The sequence below is a fragment of the Hespellia stercorisuis DSM 15480 genome, assembly GCF_900142165.1.
GTDB classification, from domain to species: domain Bacteria; phylum Bacillota; class Clostridia; order Lachnospirales; family Lachnospiraceae; genus Hespellia; species Hespellia stercorisuis.
On the sequence record NZ_FQZY01000018.1, the window covers coordinates 1 to 14,146 of the forward strand.

The 14,146-nt window shown below is 47.4% G+C and carries 14 protein-coding genes; 2 read left to right on the forward strand and 12 right to left on the reverse strand.

Annotated features, from left to right (window positions below; all coding sequences use genetic code 11):
- From BUB85_RS07095 to BUB85_RS07115, 4 genes are all read right to left on the reverse strand, one after another.
- The coding region (locus tag BUB85_RS07095) for a transposase family protein (protein ID WP_143160673.1) at positions 1-214 on the reverse strand (214 nt) is incomplete at its 3' end.
- An 80-nt stretch (positions 215-294) separates the two neighbouring features.
- Positions 295-1,092: a C39 family peptidase gene (locus BUB85_RS20975; protein WP_084533944.1), complete on the reverse strand. Its 798-nt coding sequence runs from the start codon at positions 1,090-1,092 to the stop codon at positions 295-297.
- A gap of 88 nt (positions 1,093-1,180) precedes the next feature.
- Complete coding sequence (locus BUB85_RS07110) at positions 1,181-2,698, reverse strand: Na+/H+ antiporter NhaC family protein (protein ID WP_073107536.1); 1,518 nt, start codon at positions 2,696-2,698, stop codon at positions 1,181-1,183.
- Between the two features lie 111 nt (positions 2,699-2,809).
- Complete coding sequence (locus tag BUB85_RS07115) at positions 2,810-5,884, reverse strand: EAL domain-containing protein (protein WP_073107539.1); 3,075 nt, start codon at positions 5,882-5,884, stop codon at positions 2,810-2,812.
- 266 nt (positions 5,885-6,150) lie between these two features.
- On the opposite strand from BUB85_RS07115, the gene BUB85_RS07120 reads away from it, so the two are divergent.
- Together BUB85_RS07120 and BUB85_RS22600 are read left to right on the forward strand one after the other, a co-directional pair.
- Positions 6,151-6,660 carry a DUF6512 family protein gene (locus BUB85_RS07120; RefSeq protein ID WP_073107542.1) on the forward strand — a complete coding sequence of 170 codons (510 nt, stop codon included), beginning with the start codon at positions 6,151-6,153 and terminating at the stop codon, positions 6,658-6,660.
- Between the two features lie 139 nt (positions 6,661-6,799).
- A complete protein-coding gene (locus BUB85_RS22600) occupies positions 6,800-6,901 on the forward strand; it encodes a DUF6774 domain-containing protein (protein ID WP_408607071.1) in 102 nt (33 codons plus the stop codon).
- A gap of 39 nt (positions 6,902-6,940) precedes the next feature.
- On the opposite strand, the gene BUB85_RS07125 is transcribed toward BUB85_RS22600, so the two are convergent.
- From BUB85_RS07125 to BUB85_RS07160, 8 genes are all read right to left on the reverse strand, one after another.
- The gene (locus BUB85_RS07125) at positions 6,941-7,600 is read right to left on the reverse strand and encodes an HAD family hydrolase (protein WP_073107545.1); all 660 of its coding nucleotides are present in this window, start codon (positions 7,598-7,600) and stop codon (positions 6,941-6,943) included.
- Positions 7,597-8,373 carry a 4Fe-4S binding protein gene (locus BUB85_RS07130; RefSeq protein ID WP_073107548.1) on the reverse strand — a complete coding sequence of 259 codons (777 nt, stop codon included), beginning with the start codon at positions 8,371-8,373 and terminating at the stop codon, positions 7,597-7,599. Before BUB85_RS07130 ends, BUB85_RS07125 begins: the two co-directional genes overlap by 4 nt.
- Positions 8,374-8,662: 289 nt before the next feature.
- The gene (locus BUB85_RS07135) at positions 8,663-9,262 is read right to left on the reverse strand and encodes a TIGR04100 family radical SAM protein (RefSeq protein WP_073107551.1); all 600 of its coding nucleotides are present in this window, start codon (positions 9,260-9,262) and stop codon (positions 8,663-8,665) included.
- Positions 9,263-9,431: 169 nt separating this feature from the next.
- The gene (locus BUB85_RS07140) at positions 9,432-9,935 is read right to left on the reverse strand and encodes a TIGR04002 family protein (protein WP_073107761.1); all 504 of its coding nucleotides are present in this window, start codon (positions 9,933-9,935) and stop codon (positions 9,432-9,434) included.
- A gap of 192 nt (positions 9,936-10,127) precedes the next feature.
- Positions 10,128-10,979: a pyridoxamine kinase gene (locus tag BUB85_RS07145; RefSeq protein ID WP_073107553.1), complete on the reverse strand. Its 852-nt coding sequence runs from the start codon at positions 10,977-10,979 to the stop codon at positions 10,128-10,130.
- Between the two features lie 236 nt (positions 10,980-11,215).
- Complete coding sequence (gene cysK, locus BUB85_RS07150; protein WP_073107557.1) at positions 11,216-12,148, reverse strand: cysteine synthase A; 933 nt, start codon at positions 12,146-12,148, stop codon at positions 11,216-11,218.
- Between the two features lie 43 nt (positions 12,149-12,191).
- The gene (locus BUB85_RS07155; RefSeq protein WP_073107560.1) at positions 12,192-12,626 is read right to left on the reverse strand and encodes an RrF2 family transcriptional regulator; all 435 of its coding nucleotides are present in this window, start codon (positions 12,624-12,626) and stop codon (positions 12,192-12,194) included.
- 172 nt (positions 12,627-12,798) lie between these two features.
- Positions 12,799-14,106, reverse strand: a complete 1,308-nt coding sequence (locus tag BUB85_RS07160; RefSeq protein ID WP_073107563.1) for an O-acetylhomoserine aminocarboxypropyltransferase/cysteine synthase family protein — start codon at positions 14,104-14,106, stop codon at positions 12,799-12,801.
- Between the last annotated feature and the right edge of the window lie 40 nt (positions 14,107-14,146).

The window sequence follows — 14,146 nt, forward strand, 5'->3', positions numbered from 1 at the left end:
CCATTTCTCTCATTGTATGCTGTCCGCAGATATTTTTGAGAATCGCCATATACCCAAGATCAGTCTGCGAATACGTGATGTAACTTGAATCTCTTGGATCATTCATTTCCGAGATCCATTGTTGTAAATAATGAAAGAAATGATTTGCAACCATCATAAAATCAACTATTCCACGGTCCTGTTTCTTTCGTTCACGTTTTTCTTTCTTTGTCATTCGTAAAAACCTCCTGTGCGAAAAATTTGTTACTTATATTTTACCGCACAAGAGGTACTCCTGCTTAGATTCTGGTTATTTTATTGCGAAAAGTTTTTATTCCTCAACGCTGGCGTGATACTGTTGAATTTTGGCGATTTAGAGGGGTTTTTACCTGTCTGCAGCCTCCTCACCCCCACCGCCTGCATATGCTGCCAGCGGTACCGATCCTCCACCACCTTTTTTTCATAACCGATGACGCCATTATTTTCATATGGATCGTTGAAGTAATATTTTTCCGCATCGTATCCTACCAGCAGCATACAATGCTCGTTGGATATCCACGTAAATTCCTCCCCGCTGTCAAACAGCCTCCACTTCGGGCCGACAATCGGATCCCGCATGTTGATAGCAGCCCACAGCGGCACCGGCATCCCGTGGTCGATGTAGGTGTCTATGAGATCAGAAATGTCTTTCCCTGTTTCATCGATGATCTCGTATCTGCTGCTCTCTTCCCCGGGTTCTTCCTGCCCGTCTCCGTGAGGCCTGTGCGGTATCCTGTTCCCGGTATTTTTGTCTTTTTTCTTGTCCTCCTGCCCGCACCTCTGCATGGCCTTCTCCAGCGCGCGCACGATCACCGGTGCGTAGCAGCCCATGGAATCTTCCTCATACGGGCTCCCCGCAAAATACATGGCCGGATCTGGACCGTACAATTCTCCGGCGCGCTCTTCAAATGCCCTTTTTTCCAGGCACTGCTCGATAAATGTATCCACATCAATGTCAAACTGAAGAAAGTGTAACAGCATCACTGCTGTCACACTCTCGCAGCCTGTCGGCCATTTTTCGCTTTGATTGATGTAGGGTACATCTATGAGATGTTTTGTTTTATTATTTGTCATCTCTGTATCCTCATTTCTATATGCCCTTCTGCACATATTGCATTCGCTGCAGGGTCATTCTTCACATGAATCTGCGTCAGTCCATTCGCTAAGCCGCCGCATCCTTCTTCTCTTCCCGTTTCTTCATGACAGTCAGCACCGTCAGCAGCACGATCAGACTGACACCCAGTGTCAGCCACCAGATTTTCGTAATTCCCGCAAGAATATATCCGAAAATGCAGACCACCGCCACGATCATCGCATACTGCATCTGTGTCTGCACATGGTTGATGTGATTACTCTGTGCTCCCGCAGAGGACATGACCGTCGTGTCGGAAATCGGAGATACATGGTCTCCGCAGACCGCTCCTGCCAGAACCGCGGATACGGAGATGATCATCATCTCAAGGTTCGCCCCGCTGAACATGGCAACCACGATCGGTACCAGAATCGCAAATGTTCCCCAGGATGTTCCGGTCGAGAACGCCAGGAACACGGCCACCATGAACATAATTGCCGGAACAATCACACTGGCAGAGGCATTGTCTCCCACGACTCTTCCCACAAAATCTGCGATTCCGAGCGCATCGCCCATTCCTTTCAGTGTCCATGCGAAAATCAGAATTGCAACTGCCGGAATCATCAGACGGAATCCTTCCACAAAGCCTTCCATGAAGCCTTTGAAGGTCACAACCCGTCTTGGAAGATACAGCACCAGCATGAACAGGATCGTCACAAATGTGGAGAAAATCAGACTCGTCTCCGCGTCGCATCCCGCAAATGCATCAATGACATTGCCTGCGCCTCCAAGAAATCCTGTGTAGATCATGGCCCCGATGGCCGAGACGATCAGCACCGCAACCGGAAGTACCAGATCGATCACTTTTCCCTTATCGCTGCCTTTTTCCTCTTCCATGGTCTCAAATTCTTCCGCTCCGCTGGTAAACAGGTCTCCGTGTGCCGCGTTGATCTCATGCTTTTTCATCAGACCAAAATCAAACTTTGCAACGATAACATAAAGTACCATTGCCAGAGTCAGCAGTGCATACAGATTGTACGGGATCGTGCGGAGAAACAGCTGAAATCCCGTGATTCCCGCGTCCTTCGGCACGTAGGAGTTGACTGCGGCCGCCCAACTGGAAATCGGTGCGATGATGCAGACTGGTGCCGCTGTCGCATCGATGATGTAGGCCAGCTTTGCTCTGGATACCTGATAACGGTCTGTGACCGGACGCATCACCGAGCCCACGGTAAGGCAGTTAAAGTAATCATCCACGAAAATCAGCACTCCGAGCCCCGTCGTTGCAAGAAGTGCGCTCCTCTTGGACTTGATCTTGCCGCCCGCCCAGTTTCCATAAGCCGCCGATCCTCCCGATTTCGCCATCAGCACGATAATCATGCCCAACAGGACATCAAAAATCAGGATATTCAGGTTCATATTATCTTTCATGATTGTAAAAATGGCTTCGAATGCATCCCACGGGACGAATCCGGTATAGAGCAGCGCTCCGACTGCAATTCCGATAAACAGCGAACTGTATACCTCTTTTGTTACAAAGGCAAGTACGATTGCCAAAATCGGCGGTACAAGGGACCACCATGTTCCGATAAACATTGAACTATCCATAACTAAACTCCTCTTTGTCTCTCTTTTTCTCTTTATTTGTCTCTTTATTCTTCTGTTTTCATATTTTTCAGCACTTTTGTCCTGCCACAATATCCATCCGGCATCCGCGCATTATCCGTCGGTGCTGTCCGTTTCCTCAATCGCCGCAGCATTATAATTATACAGCGTACATTTGTTTTTCCCCTGCCCCTTCGACTTGTAAAGTGCAAGATCCGCGCAGCGGTACAATTCTTCAAATGTTGTTCCGTGGATTGGCGAGCATGCGATCCCGGCCGAGCAGGTAAACGGTGCCTCGCTGTCCTCTTTCCGCCATCTGCTCAGTGTTGCACAGACTTCGACTCCTTTTTTATACACTACGTCCGGTGCCGCGTCCCCCTCCATAAACACGACCAGCTCGTCACCTCCGAGACGCCCGATGATGTCCCTCTCCCGGAACAGCGACTTCAGCCGTTTTCCGGTTTTTTTCAGGACCTCGTCTCCCGAACTGTGTCCCAGACTGTCATTGATATGCTTAAAGTCATCAATATCAATGATAAAAAATGCGTTCTGGCACGAAGTCTCTTCCTCTTCCAGAATGGCACGCACCTTCTCCTCAAACGTGGCGCGATTCAAAAGACTTGTCAATGCGTCCTTCTCTGCGCGTTCCTGCATACGCTCCTTTTCCTCCAGCGCTCTCTGCAGGCGGATCAGGTTGTGAATACGCAGACGCATGGCGACCGGTTCAAACGGTTTCTGCAGGAAATCACTTGCCCCCAGCTGTATGGAGCGTTGCTTTGCGTCCTCTCCCGTCTCACCTGTCATCACCAGAATCGGCACGTTCGGCGCGATATTTTTTTCTCTCATCGTCTGCATAAATTCATATCCATCCATCACGGGCATGATCAGATCCAGCAGAATCAATTTGATTCTCCCCCGGGATTGTTCGATGACCTGCAGTGCCTCTCTGCCATTCTCAGCCTCGACAATCTCGTAGTACTGGACCAGCTGTTTTTGAAGGATCATGCGATTGATCCGGCTGTCGTCCACCACCAGAAGCTGCGGTTTAGAAAGCACACCGTCCACTCTGTCGGAAATAGTATCGATATACGCGTTCTGTTCTTCAATGCGCTGCACTAGCTTCTTTTCTCTGGTGATGTCATTGATTGCAAAGTAAAATGCGGAACGGTTCCCGGAACTTCCAAGATAGCGGATCTTTACTTCCACCCAGATCGGAATGCCGTCGAATCGTCTCCTCTGAACCTGGATTGTCTCCACCTGCCTGGTCTTCATAGACCTTCGGCAGGTCGCCAGAAGAACATCCTTATCCCCGTCCATCACATGGGCAAATGCGTTACCCGCATTGATGAAAATATCATTCGCCGTCCCGCCCATCACTTCATAGTATCCGTTGTTGACACGCACGATCTCCAGCTGGTTTCCGATCATCTCATAGAGCCCCATGCCTCCGATCATCCCCTGAAACAGGATGTTGATGTTGGCGTTGGCATCCCAGAGTGCATTGAAATCAAGCTGCTCCAGTGTACGGTAATACTGCTCATCCTTCTGTACCTGGCAGTTGACAAGCAATTCCTGAAAGTCTTCTCTGGTAAGCGGTTTTGTATAATAGTATCCCTGTATCCTGCTGCACCCGATGCTGCGCAGAAACTCTGCCTGCTCTTTGGTCTCCACTCCCTCTGCGATCACAGACAGCTTTAACCATTTTGCCATACGAACCACCGAGGCAATGATGTTGCCCGCCCTGTTATTTGTCTCAAAATCTTCCAGAAACTTTAAGTCGATCTTCAGAATATCAACCGGAATGTCCTTCAGTGCATTCAGCGAAGAATAGCCGCTCCCGAAGTCGTCCATCAGTACCTTGATTCCTACCGCCTGCATCGTTTCCACCAGCGCCAGCAGCTGCTTTGAATCATCTGTATACGCCGTCTCCGTGATCTCCACCCTGAGGTACTCGTGCTCCACTCCGCATTCCTCTGCGATTGCAAACAGCTTCTCACACATCTTCTCATCGCAAAAATCTACACGGGATAAGTTCACAGAAATCGGTACGATGGGTTTCCCTGCTTTTTTCTGATCCCGGATCGCCTCGCACACGTTCCTCCACACATAGAAATCCAGTTCCTGTATGAACCCGATTTTTTCGAAAATCTGGATAAAATCTTCCGGACTGACAAGGCCTCTCTCCGGGTGGTGCCAGCGCACCAATGCCTCCGCGCTGAGTATCCGCTCATTCTCCACGTTGTATACCGGCTGATAGTAAACATCAAACTGCCCTTCAAGAAACGCGGTTCTGGCGTCTTCCTCCAGTTCCTGTTCCATGAGAAAACGTGTCCGCATCTCTTCATTATAGAATACATAATATCTGGAGTAGTCGTTCTTGATCGTCCCGATTGCCATGTTGACGCTCTCGTACATGTCGTTGACCGGTACATTTCGATCCTCGATCCGGTAAATTCCCATGCTGAACCTGAGTCCGATGCTCTGCTGTGAGAACCGGATTTCCCGGTCCGTCGCCTCGATGATCTGCTGCAGCAGCTCCTCCTGATCCGGTATACAGATCAGAAAATGATCGGAGTCCAGGTGCGCGAGAATGCTCTCCTCTCCCGCCAGATCCTTCAGCCAATCAGCGAACTGGCACAGGCTGCGGTCCCCGGATTCTTTTCCGAACAATTCATTGATCATCTTAAAGCGCTGTATATCCGTGAGGATCAGCAGGTACTCCCGGTTCGGATTCTCGTCCAGAATTTTCCGGAGCGCTTTATAGAAGCCTTTGCGGTTGTACAGCCCGGTCAGCTGATCGTATTCATCCGACAGTCGGCTGATGGTCTTAATAATCCCGATCTTCTCTCCATCTTTGCCGCGCAGATACTGCGCCTCGACGTTGTAGTGAATGCCTTCCCAAAGCATCGGGATGGATGTGCTGCCATTCTCCAGACGATCGACCGAGCATTTGTCCGTCCCGCAGTGTGGTGATCCTGTAATGGAGCAATGTTCTCCAATCCAGGTTTCTTTGCCAATCCCACGAACCATGACCCATCTTTTATTCATAAACAGGATCTTCTGTTCCAGACTCATGATTCCGATCGAGTATGGAATTGCATCCAGTGCGTCCTCGTATATCTGTAATGTAAGCGAAGGCTCCTTTTGCTCTGCAATCGCGGAAGCAAGCTTCAATAATGAATCTTCCATTTTGTTCCGCCTCCTTTTTTCTGAGCTAGTATAAGTGACATTAAATACCTTTCTGTTTCACGCAGAATGTTTTCACAAGAGTGCGTATCAAAAAACGTGGACGTAGCGGGCTACGCTGGGGCTTCTCCTGCGATATTCCTGGAAACAGTATAGCATAAGCCGTCTTTTTTTTCTATCTTTCTTCCAATTATGACGTGAGACTTCCTCCCTTACATATTTTGTGTTATTGCGCATAGAATAGATAGTGTATCTGCTGAGGTGATTCTATGAAAAATTTAAAACACGCTGAGTTAATTGGAATTATATTTACAATTGTGGTTGGTTCCCTGCTGCACTTTGTTTTTGAATGGTCCGGCCGCAACCAGTTTGTTGGTTTGTTTAGTGCTGTGAACGAATCAACATGGGAGCATATGAAGCTGTTGTTTTTCCCCTATATGCTTTATGCGATTTTAGAATATCTTTATATTGGTAAAGACTATTCCAATTTTGCCACTGCAAAATGTATTGGTGTTATTTGTGGTCTGGCACTTATACCAGTTCTCTTTTACGCATATACCGCTATACTTGGAACAAATTATTTTATTTTAGATATCTCAATCTTTATCATTGCCGTTGTCGTTTCTTATATGGTAAGCTATCGCATTCTGGTAAACGCTGCTCTTAATATGAATGGCATATGTATATTAATTTTAGTTCTTATCTGCATTTCCTTTTTTCGTTTTACTTTTAATCCGCCAGATTTTTTTCTGTTTCTTGACCCTGCATCAAATTCTTAGGGAATAAAATTCTCTAGGGTAGAATTTAACAACCTTACTTATTTCGCATATCATATATAAAAACCATTTGGTGACCACAATGAACGAATGTAAATCCGCCGCTGCTATTACTGCGATTGCATGTAAACTTTTCGAATGCATGAGCAAAGAGGAACTCGCTATTCTTTCCGCAGACCTAATGCAGCTCGCTGACACGATTACTGCAATGCTTGTTCGAAATGATATTTGTAATAAAGAGTAAATTGACCTGTCTGCGCCTGATTTTGGATATGACACTTTATTAAATTATTAAATCAATGATTTCTGTTAGTTCTTTTATTGTCTTCACCGAATCATACTGTTTTTCCGGTTCTCTGTCGATCAGAACCGGTGTAATTCCTGCGTTTAGGGCCCCCTTCACATCGGAGGACATGGAATCACCTATGTGCAGTACCTCTCCTGCCTGACAGCCACTCACTTGAAGTGCCTTTTCGAATAATTCTTTATGTGGTTTGTAGGCTCTGGCCATATCGCCGCAAATGATTCCTGCGGGATTTAAGCCGTTGATCCGCATACATTCCTGCACATATTGCACACCATTATTTGTCACAATATAGATTGGCAATTCACATTTCTCAAAAAAATCTTTTGCATCCGGATAAACGGGAGAACTGGTCCAAAAATCCTGGAACAGTTTATGTAACTCTTCTAAATTGTCATTCAGCTTTATTTCATTTTCACACTTTTCTAAAAGCATTGTTACAATTTCATCCTCTGTTTTATACGTATCCAGATAGCTTGCTTCTTCCATCGCCTTCAGGTTCGACCACCAATAGGACAGTGCCTCCTGTGGTGTTTTTAGCACACTGTTTTTTACAATTCTAATCACAACGTCCTGTACTGCTTTACAATTTTCCTGTGTGATCGTTCCTGTATAATCCAAAAATATCGCTTTTATCATGAATACATCTCCATCCTAAATTCATTTTCTTTTCTGCTGCTGCATGCCTTTTTCATCTTACTGGACGCTGCTGCCAAAAGAACAGGGTTCAGCTTTCTTGCATTTTGGGGACAGACGGCAGCACATCCCATACACGTAATACATTTTTTGTTGTCGGTTTCTCTTGGATTTTCTTTCCTGATTGCGCCCACTGGACAGACATTCGCACATGCACCGCATTCATTGCAAGCTCTTCCTGCCTTCGGATGAAGTGGCAGCCCGCCAAATTCCCGATATGGCCGCTTTCCCGGCACAACCAGATCTCCAAACTCCTGACCTTCAGACAACTTGTGAAAGATTTGTACCGCATATTTTTTCAGTTCTTCTTTATCCTGTTTATCGGGTCTCCCACTGCCAAACTGATGCATGATAGAATGCTCTGCGATTGCCGCAATTGCTGCTATGCACACAAAACCGGATTTCTCTGCAATGTCCTTTAGTTCTAAAAGCGTATCGTCGTAAGCCCGATTACCAAATACAACGATAAGAACGGCTTTGGCATGATCGCCTTTCATTCTCTTAAGACTCTCTGCTGCCGGAACCGGAACTCTCCCGCCAAAGGAAGGCACAGCGATCAGGCAGATATCATCGGATGTTATTTCACCCTTACTGTTTGACGAGTCCATGTTCATTAGATCGATTTCAATCTTTTCTCCCGGAAATTCATTGGAAAGAATTTTACATACTTTTTTGGTTCCCCCTGTTGGACTGAACACCACTTCAAATAATCTCATTTTGTGAATCCTCCTTTTTCTCGGACACAAGGCCATCATTATCCTGCGCCGTCTGCCTAGATCTCTGCTGCTATGTTGACCATTATATCGGATTTCCGTATAGAAAACAATATTGGTAAAGGAAATCGGGGTCATCTGTTTTTACTTGATCCAGGGGGGGCGCAGATCTGCGCAGACTGCCGGAAATGCAGCAAAAAAGTGGACCGTCGGAATCTGCGTCTGCAGTCCCGGCCGTCCACTTTATACACTACTTTATATGCCACTTTATGTACCACTTTATACAACTGTTTTAATCCGTGAAATGGCGTACCCGAAGTTCCACTCCGATTGCGTCTGCCTTTCTTCTGCACTCTGCGATATCCTCCTCCGGGAGCACATCCACGACCGAAAGCTTCACGGATGGAATGCTGTCCCTGCAAAGAGATGCAAACTCCAGCATCTTCTCATAAGCATCTGGATATTTTGGTCTGGTGACCTTCATGTATCCCTCCGCGTCCGGGGCATTCATGCTGATGGATACCGCATCCACCGCTCCGGCAAGCTCCGGAACAATATTTCTTCCATGGTAAAGATTCCCCAGACCGTTAGTGTTCACCCGAATGGTGAGGCCGTATGTATCTTTCGCATATTTCGCAGTGGCGAGCAGGATGTCCAGCGCGCAGGTCGGCTCCCCGTACCCGCAGTAGACCAGCTCTGTGTATCCGGTAAAATCAAACTGCTTCATCGCCTCCAGTACCTCCTCCAACGTTGGATTTGTCTTGTGCCAGAGATTTTCGGCTTCGCCGATGGCGTCCTCCTGATTACGGATGCAAAAGGTGCATCTGCAGTTGCATTCATTAGTCAGGTTTACGTAGACCTGATTTTTGTATGTGTATAAAATATCTGCCATATTTTTTCCTCGTCTTTCTGTTACTATCGCTGGCTGCAATCCATTTACGGCTGCTGCCGCGTAGTCTGCCGAATTTGTGACTGGTTCCTTATATCATGAATTTAAAGTACAAATTCATGATTGCCATTCGCCGTTCGCCAAATGCAAGCGCTTGGCTCACTAACACTCCTTATATCACACCAATTTGTTTTGCTTTGTTCTTGATGTGTACACGGTCAAGTGCCGTCGCAAACACAAAGAACAGGATCATGCTGCCACCTGACTGGATTGCACTTCCCAAAAAGGATGCCGTCGCTGAAGCAAAAGAACCAAACAGGATTCCCTCCGCCAGATAATATCCCACCGCCGAGATGATTCCTGCGATAAACGGTGCCGCGATGTTTCTTCCTGTCAGAATCTTTCCGCTCTTCTGTGTAAACGGCAGGGTGATCAGTGCCTTAATGATGATGGTTGCCGGAGCCCACATTGGTGCCGTCAGAATGTCTGCGATACCGCCTCCGATTGCCGCCGCTGCCAGCCCATAAGGCTGCGGAAGAAGGACTGCCGCCACATAGATCAGCATGTCACCAAAGTGAATATAACCCCCGTTTAGTCCGTAAGGGATATGAAAAATATAGGCGGTCATGATGGTGATCATGGCTGCAAACAAGCCAGTCATGGCTATCAGCACCATTTTATTATCCTGGCGGTCTTTGTTCCCGTCTTTTTTCCTGTCAGTATTTTTGCTTACCTTCTTATCAAGTTGTTCGTTCATTTTTAAATCCTCCTTATTCTGTCTGTGCAAAAGTGCAATTGGGGACGTAGCAAAGTTGCAACTTTACTACGTCCCCAATTGCACTTTTGACCTGTCCCTTTTGATCTTATTTTATTTTATCAGCATGCCGAGAAACTGTTCGTAATTTACTCCGTCATTCCTCGGGATCTTCTCCGTTATTGTATCTCTCAGTGCCTTCTGCAGGAATCTTCCGGCCAGCTCCACTGTATCTGTAACGCTGTCTCCGCGCACGACACCCCCGATGACCGTAGATGCCAGCAGATCTCCTGTTCCGGAATAACTGCCCTCGAGATAAGGCTGGGCTATCATCCTGCAGTCCCTGCGGGTGATATATACATTGCCCATGCACTGCCCACCATCCGGGTCGTCGTAGATCACGCCAGTGACCAACACCACCTTGTTCTCTTTGTTGCAGAGTTTTATACCCATCTCCCGGATTGTTTCTACTCTCTGGTTCATTTCCTCCATCTGTCCTGCCATGGTACAGTCCTCTCCGGACAGGAGACACAATTCCGTAAAGTTCGGAGTGATAATGTCCGCGCGCTCTGCCAGCCTGCGCATGCTGTCGCGAAGCTTCTGGGTATAGATGCCATATGCCGCACCGTTATCGCCCATCACCGGGTCAACCAGCAGGCAGGTATCCGGCTTCTGAAAACGATCCAGAAATCGTTCGATCTGTTCGATCTGCTTCTCCCCCATCATAAATCCCGTGTAAATGCCGTCAAAATGTGCATCCAGTTTTGACCACTCCTCCGTGTAATGATGCACCTTATCCGTATAGTCATCGCAATAATAACTGTCATACCCCGTCTGATTGGTCAGCACCGCCGTTGGAAGCGGACACGGTGACACGCCCATCGCCGACAACACCGATATAGCCGCGGTCAATGAGCAGCGTCCAAATCCGGACAGATCGTTAATTACTGCTACTTTCTTGTTCATAATACTGCCTCTTTTCTGTCTGTTTTTATAACCTCCGTTATTATATGAAAGAATAGCACATATGTGGTTGCGTCTAAATAGCCAAATATCAATTATATGACCAGTCCAGTTTCGCCATGAAATAATGTAGCCCTTGCAAAAGGGGACAGGTTAAAATGCGAATTGGGGACGTGTTAAAATTGCAATTTTAACACGTCCCCAATTCGCATTTTAACCTGTCCCTTATCGCTCCAGTTCTATTCTATGAACAAAGGTGTGGAGTAGTATCTGTCCCCACTGTCCGGGAGCAGTGCCACGATAGTTTTGCCTTTGTTTTCCGGACGCTTTGCAAGCTCGATTGCCGCATGTGCCGCCGCTCCGGATGAGATTCCAACCAGAATCCCTTCCACTGCTGCGATTTCTTTGGCAACGCGGAATGCATCCTCATTCTCGACCTTGATCACTTCATCGTATATTTTTGTATTCAATACTTCCGGCACAAATCCGGCACCAATTCCCTGAATCTTGTGCGGACCGCTCTTGCCCTCTGAGAGTACCGGCGATGTGGCCGGCTCTACTGCCACTACCTTTACATCCTTGTTCTGGGATTTCAGATACTCTCCCGTTCCGGTTACCGTTCCACCGGTTCCGACTCCGGCTACGAAAATGTCTACTTTCCCGTCAGTATCTTTCCAGATCTCCGGTCCGGTCGTCTCTCGATGCACTCTGGCATTGGCCGGGTTCTCAAACTGTCCCGGAATAAAACTGTTTTCAATCTCATCCGCCAGCTCTCTCGCCTTTTCGATGGCTCCGGTCATCCCCTTCTTGCCATCCGTCAGAACAATCTCCGCTCCATATGCTTTCAAAATATTTCTCCGCTCCACGCTCATAGTCTCCGGCATGGTAAGAATCGCACGGTACCCTTTTACCGCCGCAATGGCTGCCAGCCCGATTCCGGTGTTGCCTGAAGTCGGCTCGATGATGACCGAACCTTCCCCGAGAAGTCCACGTTCCTCCGCATCCACGATCATGGCGTACGCCACTCTGTCTTTCACACTTCCCGCCGGGTTAAAATACTCCAGCTTTGTGAGCAGTGTTGCCTCCAGATCATACTGTTTTTCCAGATTCACAAGTTCCACCAACGGTGTATTTCCAATTAAATCAATTGCTCCTTTATAAATGTTTGACATAAAATCATCCTCGCTTTCCTGATAGACAAGACCGTGCACGGATCTATATTACATAATTGTCGCCATTCTCTATGGACCAGTCCAGCAGATCCTGCAGCGTGTATTTGTCGATCACGCCCTTGATCGCCTCGTCCAGTTCCTTCCAGATTCGCAGCGAAACGCACTCGTTCTGTCGTTCACATTGATTCGTTTCATCCTCCAGGCATGCTACCGGCGCCATGCTGCCCTCGGTCAGTCTGAGAATCATCCCCACGGTGTAGTCCTTAGGTTCTCCGGTCAAATGATACCCTCCCTGGGGCCCTCTGACACTTCTCACATAGCCGGCCCGGCTCAAAATTGCGATAATCTGTTCCAGATATTTTACGGAAATGTTCTGGCGCTTCGCCACATCCTTTAAGCGCACAAATCCATCCGCATCATTCTGTGCAATGTCCACCAGTAAACGTACTGCATAGCGTCCTTTTGTTGAAATCTTCATTGCTTGTATCCTCCGCTTCTTGTTTTTTGTTCTCCCTTTTTCATACGGATTATATATGATACTTTTATTATAAACGGATTATCCTGCCTGTCAAATAAATGTTTCCTATTTCCTGTGCCAGGAATGGACCCGCCAATGGCGGGAGAATCCCTTTGTACCTTTTCGCCATACGCTATTCAACTACCTTGAACGCTTCTTCAAGATCCTGAAGAATGTCATCAATATTTTCTGTACCGATGGACAGACGAATCGTATTCGGCTTGATTCCCTGATCCAGTAATTCCGCTTCATTCAGCTGTGAATGCGTGGTTGATGCCGGATGAATCACCAGTGATTTCACATCTGCCACGTTAGCAAGCAGGGAGAATATCTCCAGATTGTCGATAAACTCTTTCGCCTTTTTGTCATCTCCCTTAATTTCAAATGTAAAGATGGATCCGCCGCCGTTCGGGAAATATTTCTTATATAATCTCTGCTGCTCCGGATCATCGGACACAGACGGATGGTGCACTTTTTCCACCTGCGGATGATTATTCAGATATTCCACAACCTTCAGTGCATTTTCCACGTGACGCTCCACGCGCAGTGATAAAGTTTCCAGTCCCTGCAGGAAAATGAATGAGTGGAACGGGGAAATCGTCGCTCCTGTGTCACGAAGTAAGATTGCACGGATCTTGGTCACAAATGCCGCCGCTCCAACTGCTTTTGTAAAGCTGATGCCATGATAGCTTGGGTTTGGCTCCGTCAGAGACGCGAACTTTCCGCTGGCCTCCCAGTCGAACTTTCCGCTGTCCACAATGACGCCTCCGATGGTCGTTCCGTGTCCGCCGATGAATTTTGTCGCTGAATGTACCACGATGTCCGCACCATACTCAATCGGTCTCACCAGATAAGGTGTTGCAAATGTGCTGTCAACCACCAGTGGAATCTTATGGGCATGGGCCACCTTGGCAATTGCTTCTATATCCACTACATCGGAATTCGGGTTTCCAAGTGTCTCAATATAAAGAGCTTTTGTATTCTCCTGCACCGCCGCCTCAAATGCCTCCGCATTCGGCTCTACAAAGCTTGTGCTCACGCCATACTGCGGAAGTGTGTGTGCCAGCAGATTGTAAGTTCCGCCGTAAATATTCTTCGCCGCCACAATGTGATCTCCGCTCTGTGCAAGGTTCTCAATCGTATAAGTAACCGCCGCTGCTCCTGAAGCAACCGCCAGAGCCGCAACCCCGCCCTCCAGTGCCGCGATACGTTTCTCAAATACATCCTCCGTCGGGTTGGTCAGTCTGCCATAAATATTTCCCGCATCTGCCAGTCCAAAACGTGCTGCCGCATGCTCACTGTTGCGGAACACATAGGAAGAAGTCTGGTAGATCGGTACCGCTCTCGCGTCAGTCACCGGATCCGGTGTCTCCTGTCCAACATGTAACTGTAAGGTTTCAAATTTTAAGTTTCTATCTTCTCTTTTAATTTTTGTGCTCATATTATTATCCTCTTTTCTATAATCTGTGTCATCTACATGA

Excerpts from the sequence above, each read along its gene's own strand:
- cysK (WP_073107557.1), bottom strand. The coding sequence starts at position 12,148 with ATGTCAAACATTTATAAAGGAGCAATTGATTTAATTGGAAATACACCG.
- BUB85_RS07145 (WP_073107553.1), bottom strand. The coding sequence starts at position 10,979 with ATGAACAAGAAAGTAGCAGTAATTAACGATCTGTCCGGATTTGGACGC.
- BUB85_RS07130 (WP_073107548.1), bottom strand. The coding sequence starts at position 8,373 with ATGAGATTATTTGAAGTGGTGTTCAGTCCAACAGGGGGAACCAAAAAA.
- BUB85_RS07110 (WP_073107536.1), bottom strand. The coding sequence starts at position 2,698 with ATGGATAGTTCAATGTTTATCGGAACATGGTGGTCCCTTGTACCGCCG.
- BUB85_RS22600 (WP_408607071.1), top strand. The coding sequence starts at position 6,800 with ATGAGCAAAGAGGAACTCGCTATTCTTTCCGCAGACCTAATGCAGCTC.
- BUB85_RS07155 (WP_073107560.1), bottom strand. The coding sequence starts at position 12,626 with ATGAAGATTTCAACAAAAGGACGCTATGCAGTACGTTTACTGGTGGAC.
- BUB85_RS07140 (WP_073107761.1), bottom strand. The coding sequence starts at position 9,935 with ATGGTGCTGATAGCCATGACTGGCTTGTTTGCAGCCATGATCACCATC.
- BUB85_RS20975 (WP_084533944.1), bottom strand. The coding sequence starts at position 1,092 with ATGACAAATAATAAAACAAAACATCTCATAGATGTACCCTACATCAAT.
- BUB85_RS07125 (WP_073107545.1), bottom strand. The coding sequence starts at position 7,600 with ATGATAAAAGCGATATTTTTGGATTATACAGGAACGATCACACAGGAA.
- BUB85_RS07115 (WP_073107539.1), bottom strand. The coding sequence starts at position 5,884 with ATGGAAGATTCATTATTGAAGCTTGCTTCCGCGATTGCAGAGCAAAAG.
- BUB85_RS07160 (WP_073107563.1), bottom strand. The coding sequence starts at position 14,106 with ATGAGCACAAAAATTAAAAGAGAAGATAGAAACTTAAAATTTGAAACC.
- BUB85_RS07135 (WP_073107551.1), bottom strand. The coding sequence starts at position 9,262 with ATGGCAGATATTTTATACACATACAAAAATCAGGTCTACGTAAACCTG.
- BUB85_RS07120 (WP_073107542.1), top strand. The coding sequence starts at position 6,151 with ATGAAAAATTTAAAACACGCTGAGTTAATTGGAATTATATTTACAATT.